Here is a 20,338-nt window from a genome sequence, read left to right on the forward strand (position 1 = left end):
CCGTCGCCGGACGCGCCTGCATGCGACAAGCAGGCTCAATACCTCCAGAAAACCGGCGTGATGAGCACCAGCACCGTCAGGATTTCCAGCCGCCCCAGCAACATGCCCACGGTCAGCAGCCATTTGGCTGCATCGGGCAGTGTCGAGAAATTACCGGCCGGCCCGATGATCGTCCCAAGCCCCGGCCCGACGTTACACACCGCCGTGGCGGCACCGCTCAAGGCGGTGGTCCAGTCGAGCCCGATGAGGGCCAGGCCCAAGGCAATGACGGCAATGGTGATGGTAAAGAAAAACGAGAAGGTCAAAAGCGAGCGCAAGACCTCCTCGTCGATGGGATGACCGTTGTATTTTTTCTGAATCACCGCACGGGGGTGGATCAATTGCTTCAAGCTGCTGACCAGCAGCGCGCCAGCAAGCTGAAAGCGAAAGATTTTCAGACCGCCCGCCGTAGAGCCGGAACAGCCGCCCACAAAGGTCAGATAGAAAAACAGCAAGACCGAGAAGCTGCCCCACAAGGTGTAGTCGCCAACAGCAATGCCCGTGGTGGTGACGACCGAGGTCACATTGACAGCCACGATACGAAACGCATCCCACCATCCGTAATCGCTATGGACACACAGCCAGGTTCCCACCGCCAGCGACGTAACGAGCAAGAACCCGAGGAACCCGCGCACCTGGTGATCGTTGATCAGCGCGCGCCGATGGCCACGCAGCGTCGCGACGTACAAGGTGAATGGCAGGCTGCCCAGGATCATGATTGCCACGGCCACCCAGTGAATCGAGGGTTGCGTCCAATGCCCAAGCGAGGCGTCCGACGTCGAGAAGCCCCCGGTCGAGATCAACGACATGGCGTGGTTGACCGCCTCAAACGGCGTCATGCCCGCGAGCCACAGCGCCAGGGTACCGATACCGGTCAGCCCCAGATACAGCAGCAGGATGTACTTGGCGGCCACATGCGAGCGCGGCGTCACTTTCTCGGACCAGTCAGAAGACTCTGTCTGGAACAGACGCATGCCGCCCACCCGCAACAGGGGAAGGATCGCGACCGCCATGCCGATAAAACCGATGCCTCCCAACCAATGCAGCATGGAGCGCCAGATCAACAAGCCCGGAGAAGCGCTATCCAGGCCGGTGAGCACCGTCGAGCCGGTGGTCGTGATGCCGGACATGGTTTCAAAGAATGCATCGGTGTAGCTGATATCACTGATGAACACCATGGGTAATGCCGCGAAGGTGCACACCACCACCCAACTGCCAGTGGTCAGCAGGTACATATCCCGCGGACGAAGCTGGCCGCTCTGCGGGCGCCCCCGCACGATCAGCAGGAGCCCACAGATGAGCGTAATCAGACCGGACCAGAGAAAGGCCGACACGTCGTCGCTACGCGCATGGACCACAAGCGTGATCAGGGGAACAACCATGCTGATGGACAGCGTGATCAGAAAAATACCCAGGATAAAACCGATAAGCCGAAGTGCGGCGAGGGACATAACAGAGCATTTCAGATCATGACCGCCCAGTATCGGATGCCTGCTCCGGAGACTCTGTAAATTCGGCGTAAAATTTACCGGCAATCCGCCATTTTCCGCAGGTCAGCAGGCGGCCTGGGGCTGTGCCGGGCGGGCCTGCATCAGCTGGCGAGTCGTGGTGCAAACAGGCTCAGGCAGGGCCGAACACCGGCCTGGGGATACCGAGTGCGTTCTGCCGGGCCATGATCTGCTCGTCGAGCTTGCGCTTGCCTGAGATCAGTTTGAGCGACTCCAGTGCGGGCAGCGGACCGTTCAGCAGCCCCAGCAGATCCAGTGCCGGTGTCTTGTAGACCTCAAGGTGTGCCAGCGACGACTGGCCCAGGCCCTGCAGGTTCGACAAAGCCTTGAGATTGGACAGTTTCAGCGTGTGCAAGCCAGGGGTGTGCTCGATCACCAGGTCCTGAAGGTGCGGCTGGTCTTCGATCTCCAGTGCCTGCAGCCCGGGAAACCGGCCAGGATCGAACTGGCCCAGGCCGCGAACCCGCAGCAGCGACATCCGCTCAACGCTGTCACTGCACAGTTCCGGCATGGCTTTGCGGCTGCCGAAACCAATCGACAGGTCTTTGAGACCGGCCAGGGTCGATACCCCCTCGAATGTCATGGTCGCGGGCTGCCGATACAGGCTCAGCGTGGCCAGGGCGGCATGCTGGCGCAGCGGCTCAAGCCCTTGCGCAGGCGCGCTCAGGTGCAAGGCATGCAGGCGTGACATAGTGCTGACCGGCGCAAGGTCCAGTTTGGGACCGGTGAATTGCGAAAGCCTGAGCTCACACAGCGTTTGCAGGTTCTCGAAAGCCACGACAGGGTTCAGGTCGAATTTCTCGACGCCGATGGCCAGGCTGCTCAGGTGCGCAAGCGCCTTGATCGCCTCAAGCCCGGTGAACTGATACAGGCAGTCGAGCGTCAGGACACGCACATGCGGCAACGCCTGCAAGGTGTGGCCGTCAAAGCAGGCATCCGCATAGTGTCCGTAGAAACGCACATCGATACGTTCGGCGTAACGTGCACACAGATCATCCAGCAGATGCAGCACATCCGCCGGGTACTGCTCTGGCGAAGAAAACTGAACGATAAAGGTCGTGCCGGCCTCGTTGGCCAGTCGATGCGCGAGGGTCTCCAGCTCATCCCGATCCGGTGCGTTGAGCCGATGGGGCACAGTCATGGGTCCTTCCTGTCGGGCAGTCATCGAGGGGGCCACGATACGGCCCGGCGCAGGCGCGTACAAGCCGCTCTCGGCAAGATGCCAACACCGGGCAGGCCCGGAAACTTCAGCGCATAGGCCATCCATGAATACGGTGGCCAGGTTCGCCATACTCACACCGACACGATCGGCGGCATCAGGAAACTGTCGCAAACAGTGCTGATTCTCACTCAAAACGACACGACAACCGGATATTGGCAAAGTGCCATTAAAGTTTCCGATCAACGGCACGACACAATGACAATTGCCCAGCTCGGACTGCCAGGCACCCATTGGATCTCACCGCCATGTTTTTGCGTAACGTTCGTTTGCAAACCAAGCTGTTGCTCGCGCTTACCGTGGTCAATCTGATCAGCATTGCCTCCTTCATCAGTTACGCCCAGTACGCCAAGTCCCAGGATATCCGCCAGCAGATCGATAGCCGCTTGCGCACCGCCGCCTATGCGGTGCCACGTCTGCTGGGAGAGGATTACCTTGAGCGTACGCGCAAGACCGCAGGGCTGAAGGACGGTGAATACCTGGCCCAGGTGCGCAACCTGGGCGCCTATGCAGCCGAGGTGGACCTGAAGTTCGCCTACAGCCTGATGGTCGATGATCAGGACCGGGTGTTTTACCTGGCCGACGGTGCCAGTGCCCAGGACATTGCCAGCGGCACCTATTCAAAGCACATGGAGCATTACAAGGACGCCAGCCCCGCCGTGATCAAGGCCGCGCGCAGCGGGCAGGTGCAATTTGATGAATACACCGACAGCTACGGCAGCTTCCGCTCGATTTTCCTGCCTCTGCGCAGCGCCAGCGGCCAGGCTTATGTCGTGGGCGTGGATGTGACGCTTGCGGCGCTGGCGCAGGCGATCAGTGACAGCCTCAATAGCCTGCTGCTGATCGGTGCGGCCACCTTTATCGTCGGTTTACTGCTGTCGTGGCTGGCAGCGCGCATGCTGGTGTATGGCATCAACCATCTCACCGGCCAGCTCAACCACATCGCCGAGCAGCGCGACTTGTCCACCACAGTGACAGTGCTCACCGGCGACGAAATGGGCCGCATGGGCCAGCACCTCTCCAGCCTGTTGCAGGACCTGCGCCAGACCCTGGGCAGTGCCTCGGGCATGGCTGACAACAATCAACAGTTGGCCGACACCTTCCTGCAACTGGCCGATGCCACTGCCCGGCGCATCCAGCAGGCCGGTGGCCAACTGGCCGAAATCAACCAGGATGGCCACTCGATCCGCCAGTCCGCCGAGCAATCCTCCAGCCTGGCCGGTACGGTACGGGTCGACCTGGAGTCGGCGATCGGCGAACTGAGCCGTACCCACAAGGAACTGCAGCGGTTGATCAGCGATGTGCATCAAAGCACCTCGGCCAACATCGAACTGGCCGGCGACCTGAGTCGCCTGAGCGGTGAAGCCGAGCAGATCAGCAAGGTGCTGCAGATGGTCGCGGCCATTTCCGACCAGACCAACCTGCTGGCCCTCAACGCGGCCATCGAAGCCGCTCGTGCCGGCGAAGCCGGACGTGGTTTTGCCGTGGTCGCCGACGAGGTGCGCACGCTGGCCGCACAAACCCAGCGCGTGCTCAACGATGCCAATCAGGTGATCAATGCCGTCACCAACGGTATCCGCCAGATCGCCCAGCGCATGGGCAGTACGGCCGAACAGTCGCGCGCCCTGGCGGTGACTTCCGATGGCGCCCTGGATGTGATTGACGGACTGGTGCAGCAGATGGGCCAGGTCAGTGACACGATGGATCGCGCCCTGGCCAGCAGCGAAGAGATCCAGCACGCCGTCACTGATATCTCGGGCCGCCTGGGCGGCATGCACGAAACCTTCGAGCACACCCATCAGGGCATTGCCGCAATCCATGACTCGGCCACGGCGCTGGGCAGTACCGCGCGGGCGCTCAAGGGCGGGTTGAGTGTGTTCAGGACGTAAGGACAAGGTCCGGAAAACACCCGGCCAGTGGTGTTTCCGAGGCCGGCAGAATTTCTTCTCGAGACGATGAAACAAGGATATTGCTCATGAACACGATGTTCGTCAGTCCCTGGCTGCTGGTATCACCCGAAGGTCCCACCACCTGTGCCGCAGAAGGCTCAGGGCTGGTACACATGCGCCAGGGCGACGCCGATGGGGCCTGTGGTCCTTACGCCCTGATGATGGGGCTGATCACCTTGGGAGCGCTGGAGCGCGAAGATGTCGCCAATATGGGCAGTTCGGATGGGCGTAGCCGTGTGGGCCGTTTCCGCAATGCGCTGCTGGAACACGGCGCGCTGATTTCTCAAGGCACCTCTACAGAAGACCTGATCAACCTGAGCTGGCACTTTCGTGCCGAAGGCATTGCGCCAGAGCTGGTCAAGGGCAACAAGCGCGAACTGGTGACCGCCATACAGGAGGCCATCGAGAACCATGCCGTTCCCTTGCTCAGCGTGAGCTGGTCAAAGCTTGAGGGACACTGGTTGATGGTCGTCGGGCATCAGGGTTATGAGCTTGAAGGCGTCTACCAGCCCACTCACCTGCTCTGCCTTGACCCGGCAAGCGAAGCGCCGAAAGCCTCATTGTGGAATGCCGTGATCGCGGTCCATGACGACGAAGGCAAGGCACTGCGCAGCGGCACCTATACCTGTGATCACTGGGGCCTGGACGGGCAGGTTTCCTCGTGCAAGCTTGATCAGGTGTTGATGCTGACGCATTGAAGCGACATGGCCGGGGGATCAGGCAGTGCCTGATCGCCCTGTGTGATGCGGTCGACATCAGGAGCAGAACACGGCGCCCGGTGCGAGGGCATTGCCCTCAAGGCCAGTAAATGCTCAACGCCAGATCAATCCTGCAACGTTGCAGCAAGCAACGCCGATGAATCTGGAAAGGGCCCTGTAACAGCACACGGATCCGGCACAGTTTCAGCGCTTGTGTCGCCGCCAGGATGTCGCCCCGGGCATAACAGGCCACCAGCAATTCCAGCGGATGAATACCGATGTGCCTGGCCAGTTGATCGAGTTTTTCAAGGGTCGGGCTTTTCAGCCCTCGTTCGATTTCAGACAGGTAGGTCCGGCCGCTGACGCCGACAAAGTCTTCCTGGGTGAGCTTGTTGGTATCTCTGGCCTCTTTGAGCGCCATACCAATTGCCTTGCTCAGCTCCATGACGCGACCCTTTACAAAACAAAGGGTTTTCACTTGAATGGGTACAATCGCACTACACGCTATAGCGTTCACTTGAATGCAGGCGTTTATCCCATGCTGCATCAACGGCACCGTCGCAAGGACTGGATACGCTCATGATTCGCAAGCCTCCCCCGACCAACGGGCACAAGCGCCCTCTTGCACCGCTGAAAACGCTGTGCCGGAAATGTCGCCTGATCCAACGCCGTCGTCTTCCCCATTCACGCCCCATCAACAATGCCCAGGCACATGAGGCGCAGGACAAGCAGTTCATGGCCAATGCGCTATACGCCGGCGTCATGCGCAGTTGGGAAGCCCTGTCCGAGCGTACCCGGCGTACGCAAGTTATCGATCTGGCCGCCGTGAACAAAGGCGATGAGGTCGCGTTGAGCGATCTGGCGCGGCTGTTGATGGAATGCGCCGATGCGCTGTTCAAACAGGCGCTGACGGCCAGGCACCAGCGACTCGGCGAACATGACGGGCTGCCTCAGGGTTGAGTCCGTGCAGCAGTATCCGGGATCACGCTCTTTTATCTCACTCCTCATGTCATGCGGTCGACGCTCCCTGCCACGCGTCAAGCCGCCACCCTTGTTCGCTCGCCAGCAAGCAATGGGTCAACCCGAGGTTGTCCAGCAGCGCCTGATCATGGGACACCACCACCAACGCGCCCTGATAGCCGCGCAGCAGGATTTCCAGCGCCTGGATCGAAGGCAGGTCCAGGTGGTTGCCCGGCTCATCCAGCAACACCAGTTGTGGCACCGGGTCGGCATACAGCACGCAGGCCAGCGCAGCTTTCAGTCGCTCCCCGCCACTGAGCCGGCCGCTGGGCGACTCGGCCTTACGCGCACCCAGGCCAAGCTGCGCCAGGCGGGTGCGCAGCTCACTGACACTTGCCTGGCGGTTGACGCTCTGTAGTTGCTCCAGCACCGTGCGCGCCGGGTCCAGCGGGGTCAGTTGCTGGTCCAGATAAACAGTGTCAGGCGTGACATGGCATGTGCCGGCCAAGGGCATGAGGTGGCCGGCCAATACCTTGAGCAGGGTGGATTTGCCACAACCATTGGCGCCGACCACACCGATCCGCTGCTGGCCGCCCAGCAGCAGGTCAATGCGCTGCAGGGCGAGACTGACAAAGGGCAGCGTCACAGCCTCGAGTGTTGCCACACACCGACGGGTCACCAGAGGGGTCGGCAACGCCTGCAAGGCAATCAGGGCAGAGTCCTCGACCTGTAGCGCCGCTTCGCGCACCTGCTGGTCGAGACGGTGTTGCGCCACCGTGTGCTGCTGGCGCAACCGGCCGGCCGAGCCCTCGCTGCGCTCTTTCTGTCGGCCCTGGATAATGGCCGCCTGATTGGCGTGCCGGCCTTGCTGCCGGCCATGCGCCTGGCGCCGCTCCTGGCGTTCATGCTGCTGGCGCATGGCCTGCTCGTCGCGCCGTCGTTGCAGTTTGCTGTGCTCGAGCGCCAGCAACGCGCTGTGCTGCTCCTGCGCCTTGCACTGCGCATAAAAACGGTAGGGGCCGCCATAGCTGCGCAAGCCCAGCGATGACAGTTCGACCGTGCGTTGCATCACCTCCAGCAATGCGCGGTCGTGGCTGATGACCAGCAACCCGTGTGGCCAGGCCTGCAATTGCTCGATCAGCGCCTGCCGGGCAGGTTGATCCAGGTGATTGCTGGGCTCATCGAGAATCAGAAAGTCCGCCTGCGCCAGCGCCGCACCGATCAGCGCCACACGCATGGCCTGCCCGCCGCTCAGGGTACTGGCCGGCCTGTCAGCGTCAAGATGGCCCAGGCCATGGGCATGCAGGGCCTGTTGCAATCGCTGGCGGATGTCCCAGGCGTCGCCCACGGCCTCGAAATCCTCGACCGCGCAGCTGCCTTGTTCGATACGTGCCAAGGCGTCCAGTGTGTGCTGCACACCGGCCAGACTGGACACGCTGGCATCCGCTGCCGGGGTGATCTGCTGCGCCAGGTAATGCACACGCCCCTGGCGGGTGCAGTGGCCACGGGTAGGCTGCACCAGGCCGGCGAGGATGCGCGCCAGCACACTTTTGCCCACGCCATTGCGTCCCACCAGGGCGGTGTGGCGTGAGTCGAACTGTTCGTTAAGGTCGGAAAACAAAGGCGTGCCGTCCGGCAGCGCCCAGCCAACGCCTTGCAGCGTGATGCAGGAATGGGTCATGCGTGACTCCAGTGATGCCAATGACTCGCCCGCGCCGGTACAGCCAGGTGGGGGGCGGTGGAAATTGGCCGTCCATGCGGACGGCGGCATCAATGGCGCATCGGACCAATACCTCGGTGATGGGATCAGGCCGAAACTATAGAAGGCTTATGGCGATCATGCAAAGTGGCCGTGGACCGCCAGTCTGTGTGCTCAATCAGGGCCAGGCATGTTGCCGGTGGCCAACCACACCTGCCCCGCCGCCAGGGCCGCCTCACGGCTGGACCAGGTGGTACTCGGCCCGCTGATGATGCGCGGCGAGGTCTGGCCATCGCCTTGCGCGGTCCACAATTGCCAACGGCCATCGCCCTGGCAGCCGGGCACGGCGGTGTAGGGCTGTTGTTCGAGCTCGCGCAGGGCCTGATCAAGTTCGGGGCGCAGCTTGAGTTCGCCGCTGTAGACATAGGGCGTGCCGCAACGGGCATCGGAAGAACGCATGGGTCAGGCTCCAGGGCTGGGTTCAGGGCTGCAGTTGCATGCGCACCAGGTAACGGGTCAGCTTTTCAATGAGCTCGATGTCCTGTGCATTGTCAGTATTGCTGTATTGCCCGGCGTCACGGTTGACCTCGGCATGCGTGGCCCGCCAGCCGCCTTCATGGGGCGCGAAATGCACCTGATAGATACAGTTGCCGGTCCAGCTGCGGTGTTGGTAGAGAGTGTCGTCGATGAAATAGAAGAACCACTTGTCTTCCATCTGCTGCGGGATCAGGCCCCGGCGGGCGGCCACCGTTTCTTCGGCGGTCAAGGTGAAGTCCAGTGGCAGGGTGACGTACAGGGCCGGCAAAGGCTGTGTCTTCCAGTCGCTGGGGACGGTCGTGCGGGAGTGCTCGGTCATGGCCTGTTCCGTATGGCGTGCGTGATTGGTCAAGATACCTCGTTGCCCTCCCCTGCTACCATCCGCACAAATCCTTTACACGGAGTCAGTCATGTCATTGAAGGTACTGGTGGTTGGCGGCTATGGCAATTTCGGCTTTATCGTATGTCGGCACCTGGCCGGTGTCGCCGGTATCGAGCTGATTGCTGCCGGGCGCGATGCTGCGCGACTCGAATCACTGGCCAGGCAGTTGCCGCTGGCCACCTGGTGCGGGGATGCCCAAGGGCCCGGCTTCAGCGAGGCATTGCGCCAGTTGCAGGTCGACCTGGTCGTGCACACCGGCGGCCCTTTCCAGCAGCAGTCGTACCGCGTGGCCGAGCAATGCATCGAGGCCGGCGTGCATTACTGCGACCTGGCCGACTGCCGCACCTTCGTCAACGGTATCCATGTGCTCGATGAGCAGGCCCGGGCCGCCGGGGTGGCGGTGCTCAGCGGCTGCAGTTCAGTGCCAAGCCTGTCGGCGGCGCTGCTCGACGAACAGCGCGCACGCTTCAAGCGCATTGATCGCATCGAACACGGTATTTCCTCGTCAGCGAAAATGCCCGGCCTAGCCACGGTCGAAGGGGTATTGGCCTATGCTGGCAAGCCCATCCTCCAGCGGCGCCACGGCCAACCCCACGCTGTGCCTGGCTGGCTGGGCCTGCAGCGGCGTCGACTGCCAGGGCTGGGCTGGCGCTGGCTGGCCGATGTCGACGTCCCCGACATGGACCTGTTCGGCGAGCGTTACGGCGCCAGCGAACTGGTGTTCAAGGCCGGCCCCGGCCTGATGCCCGGCGCCCTGGCCACCGCTGCGCTGGCCCAGGCCGTACGCATCGGCCTGATCACTGACCCTGCGCCTTGGGCCAAACGCCTGCATCGGCTGGGCGTGGCCTGCGAGCGCCTGGGCGACGGGCTCAGCGCCCTGTACATCGAAGCCACCGGTATCGACCACAACGACCTGCCCCTGCGCCTGAATATCCAGCTGACCGCCGAGCGCGACAAGGGGCCGGAGATTCCCAGCTGCGCCTCGGTGGCCCTGGCGCTGAAGATGGCCGCCGGCTACCGGCCGGCGCCCGGGGCGCGGCCGTGCGTGGGTGAAATCAGCGTGGCCGAGTACCTGGCGGCCATTGATGCGCCGTCCGATATCGAACTCAGCGTGCGTTATCAGGGCCGCCCATGACCTACCTCTACCTCAAATACCTGCATGTCATTGCGGCGGTGTTTCTGTTCGGGTTCGGCATGGGCTCGTACCTGTACCTGATCGCCGCGCGCAACACCCGCGACCCGCAGGTGATCGCCCAGGTGGCGCGCATGGTGGTGCGCTATGACACCTGGATCACCACACCGGCGGGCGTCCTGCAACTGGGCACCGGCCTTGGCATGCTGCACCTGACCGGAATGTCGCCGGCCAGTCCCTGGCTGCGCGATGCCTTGATCCTCTTCGTTGCTGTGGGGCTGTTGTGGCTGCCGGTGCTGATCCTGCAAAAACGCATGCAGCGCCTGGCCGAACAGACCGCTCGCCAGAACCAGCCCCTGCCCGCTAGCTGGGACGCCCTGTTTCGCCCCTGGTTCTGGCTGGGCGTGGCGGGCTTTAGCGGAATGTTCGTGATCGTGCTGTTGATGGTGACCAAGCGCGGACTGTTCGGCTTCATTCAGTAAGCGGCCATTCGTCGTTGCACAAGGAATGTCTCCGATACCCCGTCGTCGACCCTTTACGCAGTGCCTGAGCCGTTCAAGGCCTGTGTAAACACCACTGATGATGGAGATCATTCGATGGACAAGATCGATAACCTCTTGGATAACAAAGGCGTTCCGCTGGAGAAACAGACCTTTACCTGGCGTGAGCTGGCCGGCAAGCCGATCAGCAAACTGGACGACGATGCCTTCACCCGCGTGCGGGTGATCCTGATGAACGGTGTAGAAGCCGACACCCTGCGCCTCAAGCACTTCGGCAACCGCTTTCACAAGGCACTGCGCCTGCCGCTGGCGCAGATCCGCCGGGTCGAGCAGCACCAGATGACCACGGTCAACTGGCTGCTGTCAGCCGACCACTCGCCGCTGGAAACCACCGTGGCCTATGAACAGGTAGCCATCGAAGTCACCGCCGCGGTGGCACAGAACGAACCGGATCCCTACCAGGCCCAGACCTACCGCTTCGGCCTGCTCGAAGACTTCGACCACCTGTACCGCTACGCCGCCATGCTCGACCGGCTGGAAGGCAAGGACGCACGCACCATCACCCAGGGCTACACCGACATTGTGCCCGGCCGGCCGACCCGCGAGCACCATCGCGCACCGCAAGACGACCTGCGCGAGCATTACCAGAAGGACGACGCGCAACTGATCACCAAGCTGCATGCCGCGCTGATCACCGCCGCCGAGTACCAGACCCACGATTACTACATGAACATCGGCCCGGTGTTTGCCGACCCGCTGGCGCGGGCGTTGTACGCCGAGATCGCCTCGGTCGAAGAACAGCACGTCACTCAGTACGGCTCGCTGCAGGACCCCGGCGAAACCTTTATCGAAAAATGGATGATCCACGAGGCAATGGAAGTCTATGCCTACGCCAGTTGCGCCGAGCAGGAGGACAATCCGCGCATCAAGGCGCTGTGGGAGCGCTTTGTCGACTACGAGCTGGGCCACCTGAACCTGGCCTGCGAGCTGTTCAAGCAGCATGAGCGGCGCGATCCGGCCGAAGTGCTCGCCGGCACGTTGCCACGCATGATCGACTTCAAGAGCCAGCGCGACTTCGTGCGTGAGACCCTGCGCCAGGAACGCGACCTGCGCACCCGCGGCAGCGCCTTTGTTGCCAAGGAGCAGGAAAGCCAGCGGTCACTGGATTATCGGGCCCGTATCAACAGCCAGGGCGTGCCGGCCGACATCGTCTCGGCCGGCTACACCTGGCACCCCGGTTCTGAACTCAACACCCAGGGAGCACGCTCATGAGCACACCTCAGGTTGAAATCGGCATGAACAAGACCGGTGCACAAAAGGCGCCGCACGACACCGAACGCCAGCTTGAAGCGACCCGCCTGTTCCCGGCCGACGTGCCGGGCAATGCCGAGGCCTACACACACGCACGCCAGCACGCCATTCGTGAAGCGGACCCGGTGGGCACGGTGCCGGCGCCCGACTCGGTCAAGGGCAAGCTCAAGACCACCTTCGACAAGGCGATCGGCAAGAACCCGCAGGTGCTGCTGGACAAGCTCGGCGAGCGCCTGGCCTTCGAACGTACCGGCGTAAGGCTGTACGAGGCCATGATCGCCAAGGCCCTGGCCGTACCGGAGGCCAATCCGGAGCTGGTCGAGACCCTGCGCGAAATCCAGGCACAGGAACTGGAGCACATGCACCTGCTGCACGACACCATCGCAACCCTGGGCGGCGACCCGACGGCGGTCACTCCCTGTGCCGACGTGGCCGGGGTCAAGGCCACCGGCGTGCTGCAGGTGCTGACCGACCCGCGCACCACCGTGTCGCAATCGATGAGCGCCATCCTCACCATCGAACTGGAAGACAACGCCGCCTGGGAGTTGTTGATCGAACTGGCCGACAAGGGCGGCCACCCCATGATCGCCAACAGCTTCGCCCGCGCCTTTGTGCAGGAAGAAGAGCATCTGTCCAGGATCCGCAGTGCGGTCAGGCAGGATTTGCTTGATCAAGTGAGCTAGGGTCTGTTGCCGTTTCAGCACGAGCCGCGTTGCTGGGCCCAATCTCGCCAGGCCAGGCGGAGGACGCAGAAAAGGGTCACGCCCTTTTCAAGTCCTCCAACACCGCCTGGCGAGATTGGGCACGCAACCCGAAGGACCGGGCCTGTTTTGCCGCAAGACTGCGTTACTCGCCACGCATCTGGAATGACCAGACTTCGCGGCCGTGATGAAACGGCAACAGACCCTAAGGGAACCGTGGCCACATCCGTGTGCGAGTGTGGCCATCGGTTGCGTGGCATATGCCTTTCTGGAAGCGACCTATTGCCGATTGGCCGTTTGCAGAACCGGGGTTTGCTTTTATAAAGAGCGGCACCTTGCAGTCATTGCATTCAACCGCGGCCCTCGATGTAGACCATGCATATAGACCTTCGCCAGCTCCGCCATTTCATCGCGCTTGTCGAACATCGCAGCTTCGTGGCGGCTGCCGCCGCCGTCAACCTGTCGCAATCGGCGTTCAGCCGCAGTATCCAGGCACTGGAGCACAGCGCAGGGTTTCAGTTGATTGATCGAGCCGCCAGGGAGCTGCCGCCCACACAGCAAGGTCTGGTGGTGCTGGAGCATGCCCGCCGGCTGGTCCGCGAGGCGCAGATTCTGGACAACGAGATCGGCCGCCTCAACGGTGCCGAGATCGGCACCTTGCGGTTCGGTTGCGGGCCGGCACCGGCCGGCCAGTTGGTGCCGCAGGCCGTGGCCCGCTTCATTGCGGACTATCCCAAGGCACGCGTGCACTTTCAGGTCGATCACTGGCAGGACCTGAACCAGCGGCTGGTCAGCGAAGACATCGAATTCTTCGTGGCCGACACCCGGCGCTTCGAGGCCGATCCCGACTACCGCATCACCCGGTTGCGCCCGCAACGCATGACCTTCTATTGCAGGAGCGGGCACCCGCTGATGCAACAGGCGTCGGTCACCTGCGAGGCGCTGTTCGCCTACCCGCTGGCAACCACCTTTCGACCACCCAACATTCGCAAGCTACTGACCGAGTACAGCGGCCGGCGCGACTTCATACCGCAAGTAGAGTGCGAGCACACCCATGCGCTGCTCAACGTGGTCAGGCACTCCGACGCCATCGGGATCAGCAGTGCACTGAGCCTGGAATCGTACTGCCTGCTGGGTGAACTGTGTTCACTGCACCCGCACGACATGCCCGAACATCTTGACGAACTGCACACCCGCTACGGCATTGTCAGTCGTCAGGCACGGTCGTTGTCGTCACTGGCCAAGGCGATGATCAACCATATTGAAACCGTCGACCGTCACCTGGCCGAACACCTCACAGGACTGCCTGCCGAGCGCATTGGCGTATAGCCTGGCCAGTTCGGTGAAATCTTTGAGCTCCGAGACCGGCGCCAGACTGTGGGAGGCGGCTTGCCGGCGCCCTGTTCAGAAATCATACCGCCCGGTCACGCCCACTGTGCGCTGGGCGCCAAGCAGCCCGGAGTAGCCACCGTTGATCTCGCTCCACAGGCTGGTGTAGTACACCTTGTCGAAGGCGTTCTTGACCCATAGCGAAGCATCCCACTGCCCTTGCCCCCAGTCACCGCGCAGGCCGGTCGAAAAGTTGGTTACGCCGTAGCCTGGAATGTCCGAATACGCCGAATCCTCCACCGCACCGACAGCTCTGGAGCGGTAGGCGTAGCTGGCGGTCACGTAGGGCTGCAGGCCGTTGTCGAGATTCCATTTGTACTCGCCGTTGACGTTGCCGATCCACTTGGAGGCGCCGACCACCTGGTTGCCACTCAGGTCGCACGAGGCTGGGGCGCCAGCCTGAAAGCTGACCTCCGGCGGGCATGGCGCATCCTTGTACGACAGGTAGCGCACATCGTTGTACGAGCCATTGAGGTTGAGGGTCAGGCCGCGCACCGGCACCACAGTCGCTTCCAGCTCCACGCCGCGTGAGCGCACGGAGCCGGCATTGGTCAGGTACTGCACGCGGGTGGCGTCATCGTAGGCGGTGGTCTGGTAACCGTTGACCCTGCTCCAGAACAGATTGCCGTTCAGTTGCAGGCGGTTGTCCCACAGGGTGCTTTTGAGCCCCAGCTCAAGATTATTGGCCCGCTCAGTGCCGATCAGCAGTGAGTCGGCACCGGCGGTCGGAGCGGTACCGACGGTCAGGTTGACCCCGCCAGACTTTTCACCATGGGACAAGGTGGCATAGCCCAGCACGTCGTCGGTGAAGTGGTAGCTCAGATTGAGCAAGCCTGACGGACTGGCGGTGTACTGGTTGAGGTCGCCGGACTCATAAACGCCATAGCGAGCGTTGCGTGCCGTCAACGCCGCGCCGGTCACGGCCACCCCTCCGGTCGGGGCCCGGCGGTTGACCCAGGCGCTTTTCTCTTCATAAGTGCCACGTACGCCGGCAGTGAAATCCAGCCTGGGGGTCAAGTGCCAGGTGCCTTGGGCGAACAGCGCAAAGCTGTCAGTCTCGATATGTCCCTTGGCCACGCTCGACACGTTGGCCAGCGCGCCGGTGGCCGTTCCGTTCCAGACATCGGCCAACGGGCCGTTACTGGCAATGTTGCTGTTATCCAGGTCCGCACCGTAGTAATACGCGCCCAGCACATAATCGAACGCGCCGCCGGCAGGCGAAGCCAGACGCACTTCCTGGGACCACTGCTTGTCCTGCACCGACACGCCACCGTTGTAGCTGGCCGGCACGTTCAGGCCATCATCGTTGCGCGGGCTGAAATTCCACCAGCGGTACGAACTGACCGAGGTCAGGGTGAAGTCACTGGGCAGTCTCCAGTTGGCTTCGATCGAAGCCCCGCCCTGATGCACCGTCACGCGCTGAGTGGCATCGAGATTGACCTTGCGCCTGCTGCCGTCGACCAGCGTGGCCCCGGCGGCGGCGGCGCGGGTTTCATAGCGATTGACGCCGTTGATCGTGGGACCGGTGCTGTACAGCGCACGGGTGCCGGCGCTGGACGACTCTTCGTTGTAGTCGCCGATAAAACGCAAGCTGAAATCCTCATTGGGCTTGAACAGCAACTGGCCACGAAACCCTTCGCGAGCACCGCCATTGAGGTTGTGGCCGTCGTGTTCGTTTTTCAGGTCGCCGTCGCTACGACTGCGATACGCCGAGAAGCGCCCGGCCAGTTCATCACTCAACGCGCCGGAGATCGTGCCTTTGGTCTGGAAAAAGCCATCGGTCCCTACCGACGTTTCAATGGTGCGCTCTGGCGTAAACGTCGGCCCCCGGGTGCCGATATTGATGACACCGGCAGTGGTGTTCTTGCCAAACAGCGTACCTTGCGGGCCGCGCAGCACTTCAAGCTGTTCGATGTCCATCAGGTCGAAGACCGCCATGCCCGGCCTGCCCAGGTAGACGTTGTCAATATACAGCCCTACGCTGCCTTCCAGCCCGTCGCTGGCCGGGTTATTACCCAGGCCACGAATCGACACGCTGGACTGGCGCGCATGCATATAGGCCACGTTCAGGCTCGGGGTCAGTTGTTGCAGGTCCTGAATGCGGTAGACCCGCTGGCTTTCCAGGGCTTCGCCACCGATCACACTGATGGGCGTGGGCACGCTTTGCGCGCTTTCTTCACGTCGACGGGCAGTAACGGTCACGGCTTTCAACCGGGCGCCATCGGCCCGGGTGTTGTCCGGTGTCGGTTGCTGTACCGTCTCTGTCGTTTCGGCCGCATGAACCCATGAGCTGCCAGCCCATCCCGCCAGTAACAAGGCCAGTGGCAACCGCTTGAGTCGCCAGGCAGATAACGGGACGGGGGTGACAGACAGGTTCATACAGGCTCCTTTTCAGCGACCGCTCGTGCCTATCAGGGACACGGCAGGACAGCTTTATATTCAAAAAAGTTATTTATTTATGCCTTTAAAGACATTAAATGAATAAGAGACGGTCTTTATAAGGAGTTCGTCCACGCTTGGGCAAATGCATTTGCCCGATACTTTCGATGTTCAAAATGCATACCCTGAAAGCGGCTTTCCCGCCTGTTCCGATGCAAATCCTGCATGGCAGATATTCAGCAAATGCGCTTGCCGGCCGGTCCTGCTGCCTGCGCAATAAGGGTTTTCTGCCCGAGGCTGAACCTGTGTCGAAACCTGTGCGCAATGTGCTCTACATCATGTGCGACCAACTGCGTCGCGATTACCTGTCCTGCTATGGTCACCCTCACCTGCACACACCGAACATCGACCGCCTGGCGGGTGCCGGGGTGCGCTTCAGCCGCGCCTACACCCAAGGCACCATCTGTGGCCCGTCGCGGATGTCGGCCTATACCGGGCGCTATGTCAGCAGCCATCAGGTGGCCTGGAATGGCGTGCCGCTGCCACTGGACGAACTGACCCTGGGCGATTACCTGCGCCCGGCCGGTATCCGCACCGCGCTGGTCGGCAAGACCCACGCCACGCCCAACAGCGAGGCGCAACAACGCCTGGCGCTGGACCCGCACAGTGCCCAGGCCCAGCAACTCGATGAGGTCGGTTTCGAACCTTATGTACGTCACGACGGCATATACCCGCACGGCCCGGCGTTCGATGACAAACGCGAAGACGCGCCCTACACCCATTACCTGCGCGCGCAAGGTTTCGAGGGCAAAAACCCCTGGCACGACTGGGCCAACGCTGCCGAAGGCGACCACGGCGAAATCCTCAGCGGCTGGCAGATGCGCCACGCCCACCTGCCGGCGCGGATTCCAGAGGCCCATTCCGAAACGGTGTACACCACCGACCGGGCCATTGACTTCATTGACGAGCAAGGCGAACAGCCTTGGTGCCTGCACCTGTCCTACATCAAGCCGCACTGGCCTTACATTGCGCCGGCGCCCTATCACGCGCTCTACAGTGCCGAACAGGTCATCGCCCCGGTACGCGCCGAGGCCCCCAGCGATCACCCGGTGTACGCAGCCTTCCGCCAGCATGAAGAAAGCCTCAATTTCTCCCGTGACGAGGTGCGCCTGAACGTGGTGCCCACCTACATGGGCCTGATCAAACAGGTCGACGACCAACTCGGCCGGCTGTTCGATCACCTGCAAGGCAACGGTCGCTGGGAAGACACGCTGATCGTATTCACCAGCGACCACGGTGACTTTCTGGGCGATCACTACCTGGGCGAAAAGGAGTTTCTGCTGGAGCAGGCCGTGGGCATACCGCTGATCGTGCGCGACCCGCGCGCCGAGGCCGACGCGACCCGCGGCAAGGTCGATGCACGGCTGGTAGAGACCATCGATGCCCTGCCGACTTTTCTCGACGCCCTGGGACTGCCGGCCGCCGACCACCGCCTGGAAGGCCGCTCACTGATCCCTTTGCTGCATGGCGCGACCCCGTCGTGGCGTCACTATGCGATTGCCGAATACGACTATGCCTTCCAGGCCCCGGCCCGCGAACGCATCGGCCAGCCCATCGATCGCTGCCGCATGTACATGGTGCGCAGCGAGTGCTTCAAGTACCTGGCTTACGACGGCGTGCGCCCGCAACTGTTCGACCTGGAAAACGACCCGCAAGAGCTGCACGACCTGGGTCAGAACCCTGCCTTTGCCGCCGTACGCGAAGAACATCAGGGCTACCTGTTCGACTGGCTGCGCACCCTCAAGCGCCGCACCACGATCAGCCATGCCGAGATCGACCTGCGCGGGCAGCGCTTTCGCTACGGCGAGCCGGCCGAAGAAAAGCTGGTGTATATCGGCGTGTGGTAAGGCATGTCGATGGCCGTCAGGCTCCGCGCGTGGTCACGCTGCGCTGCCCATGCACGCCCACTGGCACTTCGCCGTGCAGGGTCACGCGGCGCACGATGCGCGCCTGGCCGGCGTAGTCGTCGATGGCATAATGCTGGGTCGAGCGGTTATCCCAGATGGCCACGTCACCGACACTCCAGCGCCAGCGCACGGTGTTTTCCAGGCGCGTCACATGGCTTTGCAGCATGCTGAATATGTGAGCGGAGTTAACGGCCGAATAGCCTTTGATGCGCTTGACGAAATGCCCCAGCAACAATGAACGCTCACCGCTGACCGGGTGCACACGCACCACAGGATGCTCGGTTTCGAACACCGTCGAGGTGAACGTCTTGCGGTACTTTTCCACTTGCTCGGGCGTCACGTTGGGGCGCGGCCCCACATAGTCATACTCGTTGCTGTGTACGGCCCACAACTTGTCGGCCAGTTCACGCAGATCCTCGGTCAGGTCGTTGTAGGCGGCGGCCGTATTGGCCCAGACCGTATCGCCCCCCGACTCGGGTGCGACCACCGAGCGCAGAATCGAGGCCTTGGGGTAAGCGGCCACGAAAGTCACGTCGGTGTGCCAGGAGTTGGCCCGCTGGCCGTCGGCAGCGCTCAATTGCATCAGGTAGCTGGAGCCTTCGCTGACCGGCACGGTCGGGTGCGCCACCGGCTCGCCAAGGCGCTTGGCAAAGGCCTCCTGCTGCTGATCGTCCAGATGCGTCTGGCCGGCAAAGAACAAAACCTTGTGCTGCAACAGTGCCGCCTGGATGACATCGATCACTGCCGGGGCCAGATCCGCACCCAACGTGACGCCGTGCACCTGGGCCCCGATGCGGCCGGCCACCGGGCGAATGTCCAGGGTGTCGAGTCGCGCTGACGGGGCGAGGGCTGCGTTGTTCATAGGATGAACCTCAATATTCGGGTCAGAAGAATCGCCAGGAACCATCGCTCTATTGATATGCAATATAGCTATATCAAAAAAACAAATAATTCATTGACGGAATAAGAGCCTGTATTTAAAACCTCTACCCAACCTGACGGCCAATACCTTCGCCCTATTTTTACAATGCCGGGAATGCATATGGATCTTCGCCAGTTGCGCTACTTCATCGCCTTGAATGAACACCGCAGTTTTGTACGCGGTGCCGAAGCCATGGGCATTACCCAGCCGGCGTTCAGCCGCAGTATCCAGACGCTGGAGCAGGAATTCGGTTGTGTGCTGGTCGACCGCGCCAGCAAGGACCTGCGTCCTACACCCGAAGGGCATGTGGTGCTGCAGCACGCCTTGCGGCTGATCAAGGATGCCAATCTGCTGACCCGGGAAGTGGCCGAAATGACCAAGCTTGATGCCGGCGAACTGCGCTTTGGCTGCGGCCCGGCACCGGCCGTCAAGCTGGTGCCGGATGCCGTAGCGCGATTTATCAATGCGCACCCAAAGGTCAGGGTCGGCTTCGACGTGGCCAACTGGGAAACGCTCAGCCGCAGCCTGAACCGTGATGACATCGAGTTTTTTATTGCTGACATCCGCCACTTCGAGTCCGACCCCAACTTTCACACCCAGGCGCTGACACCCAGGCGCGGCGTGTTCTTCTGCCGGCCCGGCCACCCGCTGCTGGACAAGGACAGCCTGTCGACCAATGACCTGTTCGACTACCCGGTAGCCGCCACGCTGTTGCCACCGGGCTTTCGCAAACTGCTGGCCACCGCCAGTGGCCGCAGCGACTTCAGCCCGGGCATTCAGACCGATCACTTTGCAAGCCTGGTCAAGATCGTCACGCAGACCGATGCCATCGGTATCAGCAGCGAGGAAGGCTTTGCTGCCGATGTCGCCCCAGGCGCACTGGTACGCCTGCAATGGCGCAATCTGTCACTTGAACAATCGGGCGCCGGCGCCCGCTGCGGCATCGTCAGCCGCACCGGCTTTCGTCTGTCACCGGCGGCAAGGGCGATGATCGAAACGATCATCAGCCTGGATCAGGTACACCAGGCCGCATGAGGCCGTAGTGC

18 protein-coding genes are annotated in these 20,338 nt (G+C 62.2%); 10 read left to right on the forward strand and 8 right to left on the reverse strand.

Features of this window, described 5'->3' with window-relative positions; translation table 11 throughout:
- Positions 1–35: 35 nt before the first annotated feature.
- Both ASF84_RS25730 and ASF84_RS25735 read right to left on the reverse strand, forming a co-directional pair.
- The gene (locus tag ASF84_RS25730; protein ID WP_056841723.1) at positions 36–1,490 is read right to left on the reverse strand and encodes a TrkH family potassium uptake protein; all 1,455 of its coding nucleotides are present in this window, start codon (positions 1,488–1,490) and stop codon (positions 36–38) included.
- A 169-nt stretch (positions 1,491–1,659) separates the two neighbouring features.
- Complete coding sequence (locus ASF84_RS25735) at positions 1,660–2,688, reverse strand: hypothetical protein (protein WP_056841724.1); 1,029 nt, start codon at positions 2,686–2,688, stop codon at positions 1,660–1,662.
- Between the two features lie 326 nt (positions 2,689–3,014).
- On the opposite strand from ASF84_RS25735, the gene ASF84_RS25740 reads away from it, so the two are divergent.
- Both ASF84_RS25740 and ASF84_RS25745 read left to right on the forward strand, forming a co-directional pair.
- Positions 3,015–4,655, forward strand: a complete 1,641-nt coding sequence (locus ASF84_RS25740) for a methyl-accepting chemotaxis protein (protein WP_056841725.1) — start codon at positions 3,015–3,017, stop codon at positions 4,653–4,655.
- Between the two features lie 86 nt (positions 4,656–4,741).
- On the forward strand, positions 4,742–5,413 hold the full coding sequence (locus ASF84_RS25745; RefSeq protein WP_056841726.1) for a hypothetical protein: 672 nt from the start codon (positions 4,742–4,744) through the stop codon (positions 5,411–5,413).
- 97 nt (positions 5,414–5,510) lie between these two features.
- Here the strand turns inward: ASF84_RS25745 and ASF84_RS28810 are convergent, their stop codons facing one another.
- Complete coding sequence (locus ASF84_RS28810) at positions 5,511–5,960, reverse strand: helix-turn-helix domain-containing protein (RefSeq protein ID WP_236709480.1); 450 nt, start codon at positions 5,958–5,960, stop codon at positions 5,511–5,513.
- 32 nt (positions 5,961–5,992) lie between these two features.
- Between ASF84_RS28810 and ASF84_RS25755 the strand changes: the two genes are divergently transcribed.
- Positions 5,993–6,373 carry a hypothetical protein gene (locus tag ASF84_RS25755; protein ID WP_056841727.1) on the forward strand — a complete coding sequence of 127 codons (381 nt, stop codon included), beginning with the start codon at positions 5,993–5,995 and terminating at the stop codon, positions 6,371–6,373.
- A gap of 49 nt (positions 6,374–6,422) precedes the next feature.
- On the opposite strand, the gene ASF84_RS25760 is transcribed toward ASF84_RS25755, so the two are convergent.
- The 3 genes from ASF84_RS25760 to ASF84_RS25770 form a co-directional block, all read right to left on the reverse strand.
- Positions 6,423–8,054 carry an ABC-F family ATP-binding cassette domain-containing protein gene (locus ASF84_RS25760; protein WP_056841728.1) on the reverse strand — a complete coding sequence of 544 codons (1,632 nt, stop codon included), beginning with the start codon at positions 8,052–8,054 and terminating at the stop codon, positions 6,423–6,425.
- 192 nt (positions 8,055–8,246) lie between these two features.
- Positions 8,247–8,531 (reverse strand): hypothetical protein, encoded by a 285-nt coding sequence (locus ASF84_RS25765; RefSeq protein WP_056841729.1) that lies wholly within the window; start codon positions 8,529–8,531, stop codon positions 8,247–8,249.
- Positions 8,532–8,553: 22 nt separating this feature from the next.
- On the reverse strand, positions 8,554–8,928 hold the full coding sequence (locus ASF84_RS25770) for a hypothetical protein (RefSeq protein WP_056841730.1): 375 nt from the start codon (positions 8,926–8,928) through the stop codon (positions 8,554–8,556).
- A 91-nt stretch (positions 8,929–9,019) separates the two neighbouring features.
- Between ASF84_RS25770 and ASF84_RS25775 the strand changes: the two genes are divergently transcribed.
- The 5 genes from ASF84_RS25775 (at position 9,020) to ASF84_RS25795 (ending at position 13,964) form a co-directional block, all read left to right on the forward strand.
- Positions 9,020–10,126: a saccharopine dehydrogenase family protein gene (locus ASF84_RS25775; RefSeq protein ID WP_056841731.1), complete on the forward strand. Its 1,107-nt coding sequence runs from the start codon at positions 9,020–9,022 to the stop codon at positions 10,124–10,126.
- The gene (locus ASF84_RS25780) at positions 10,123–10,605 is read left to right on the forward strand and encodes a DUF2269 family protein (RefSeq protein WP_056841732.1); all 483 of its coding nucleotides are present in this window, start codon (positions 10,123–10,125) and stop codon (positions 10,603–10,605) included. Before ASF84_RS25775 ends, ASF84_RS25780 begins: the two co-directional genes overlap by 4 nt.
- 114 nt (positions 10,606–10,719) lie before the next feature.
- Positions 10,720–11,895 (forward strand): hypothetical protein, encoded by a 1,176-nt coding sequence (locus tag ASF84_RS25785; protein WP_056841733.1) that lies wholly within the window; start codon positions 10,720–10,722, stop codon positions 11,893–11,895.
- Positions 11,892–12,617, forward strand: a complete 726-nt coding sequence (locus ASF84_RS25790) for a ferritin family protein (RefSeq protein WP_056841734.1) — start codon at positions 11,892–11,894, stop codon at positions 12,615–12,617. The genes ASF84_RS25785 and ASF84_RS25790 overlap by 4 nt, the downstream gene beginning before the upstream one ends.
- Positions 12,618–13,010: 393 nt before the next feature.
- Complete coding sequence (locus ASF84_RS25795; RefSeq protein WP_056841735.1) at positions 13,011–13,964, forward strand: LysR family transcriptional regulator; 954 nt, start codon at positions 13,011–13,013, stop codon at positions 13,962–13,964.
- A 75-nt stretch (positions 13,965–14,039) separates the two neighbouring features.
- Here ASF84_RS25795 and ASF84_RS25800 read toward each other — a convergent pair whose 3' ends face one another.
- A complete protein-coding gene (locus tag ASF84_RS25800) occupies positions 14,040–16,403 on the reverse strand; it encodes a TonB-dependent receptor (protein WP_056841736.1) in 2,364 nt (787 codons plus the stop codon).
- Positions 16,404–16,708: 305 nt separating this feature from the next.
- Between ASF84_RS25800 and ASF84_RS25805 the strand changes: the two genes are divergently transcribed.
- Positions 16,709–18,310 (forward strand): alkaline phosphatase family protein, encoded by a 1,602-nt coding sequence (locus ASF84_RS25805; RefSeq protein ID WP_442963088.1) that lies wholly within the window; start codon positions 16,709–16,711, stop codon positions 18,308–18,310.
- A 16-nt stretch (positions 18,311–18,326) separates the two neighbouring features.
- Here ASF84_RS25805 and ASF84_RS25810 read toward each other — a convergent pair whose 3' ends face one another.
- A complete protein-coding gene (locus ASF84_RS25810) occupies positions 18,327–19,232 on the reverse strand; it encodes a TauD/TfdA dioxygenase family protein (RefSeq protein ID WP_056841737.1) in 906 nt (301 codons plus the stop codon).
- A 180-nt stretch (positions 19,233–19,412) separates the two neighbouring features.
- Between ASF84_RS25810 and ASF84_RS25815 the strand changes: the two genes are divergently transcribed.
- Entirely contained in the window at positions 19,413–20,327 is a 915-nt protein-coding gene (locus ASF84_RS25815) for a LysR family transcriptional regulator (protein WP_056841738.1), read from the forward strand.
- The last annotated feature ends 11 nt before the right edge of the window (positions 20,328–20,338 follow it).

The sequence above is a fragment of the Pseudomonas sp. Leaf127 genome (assembly GCF_001423155.1).
GTDB classification, from domain to species: Bacteria; Pseudomonadota; Gammaproteobacteria; order Pseudomonadales; family Pseudomonadaceae; genus Aquipseudomonas; species Aquipseudomonas ovata.

Excerpts from the sequence above, each read along its gene's own strand:
- ASF84_RS25815 (WP_056841738.1), top strand. The coding sequence starts at position 19,413 with ATGGATCTTCGCCAGTTGCGCTACTTCATCGCCTTGAATGAACACCGC.
- ASF84_RS25735 (WP_056841724.1), bottom strand. The coding sequence starts at position 2,688 with ATGACTGTGCCCCATCGGCTCAACGCACCGGATCGGGATGAGCTGGAG.
- ASF84_RS25785 (WP_056841733.1), top strand. The coding sequence starts at position 10,720 with ATGGACAAGATCGATAACCTCTTGGATAACAAAGGCGTTCCGCTGGAG.
- ASF84_RS25740 (WP_056841725.1), top strand. The coding sequence starts at position 3,015 with ATGTTTTTGCGTAACGTTCGTTTGCAAACCAAGCTGTTGCTCGCGCTT.
- ASF84_RS25760 (WP_056841728.1), bottom strand. The coding sequence starts at position 8,054 with ATGACCCATTCCTGCATCACGCTGCAAGGCGTTGGCTGGGCGCTGCCG.
- ASF84_RS25755 (WP_056841727.1), top strand. The coding sequence starts at position 5,993 with ATGATTCGCAAGCCTCCCCCGACCAACGGGCACAAGCGCCCTCTTGCA.
- ASF84_RS25800 (WP_056841736.1), bottom strand. The coding sequence starts at position 16,403 with ATGAACCTGTCTGTCACCCCCGTCCCGTTATCTGCCTGGCGACTCAAG.
- ASF84_RS25810 (WP_056841737.1), bottom strand. The coding sequence starts at position 19,232 with ATGAACAACGCAGCCCTCGCCCCGTCAGCGCGACTCGACACCCTGGAC.
- ASF84_RS25730 (WP_056841723.1), bottom strand. The coding sequence starts at position 1,490 with ATGTCCCTCGCCGCACTTCGGCTTATCGGTTTTATCCTGGGTATTTTT.
- ASF84_RS25790 (WP_056841734.1), top strand. The coding sequence starts at position 11,892 with ATGAGCACACCTCAGGTTGAAATCGGCATGAACAAGACCGGTGCACAA.
- ASF84_RS25765 (WP_056841729.1), bottom strand. The coding sequence starts at position 8,531 with ATGCGTTCTTCCGATGCCCGTTGCGGCACGCCCTATGTCTACAGCGGC.
- ASF84_RS25775 (WP_056841731.1), top strand. The coding sequence starts at position 9,020 with ATGTCATTGAAGGTACTGGTGGTTGGCGGCTATGGCAATTTCGGCTTT.
- ASF84_RS25770 (WP_056841730.1), bottom strand. The coding sequence starts at position 8,928 with ATGACCGAGCACTCCCGCACGACCGTCCCCAGCGACTGGAAGACACAG.
- ASF84_RS25795 (WP_056841735.1), top strand. The coding sequence starts at position 13,011 with ATGCATATAGACCTTCGCCAGCTCCGCCATTTCATCGCGCTTGTCGAA.
- ASF84_RS25780 (WP_056841732.1), top strand. The coding sequence starts at position 10,123 with ATGACCTACCTCTACCTCAAATACCTGCATGTCATTGCGGCGGTGTTT.
- ASF84_RS28810 (WP_236709480.1), bottom strand. The coding sequence starts at position 5,960 with ATGCAGCATGGGATAAACGCCTGCATTCAAGTGAACGCTATAGCGTGT.
- ASF84_RS25745 (WP_056841726.1), top strand. The coding sequence starts at position 4,742 with ATGAACACGATGTTCGTCAGTCCCTGGCTGCTGGTATCACCCGAAGGT.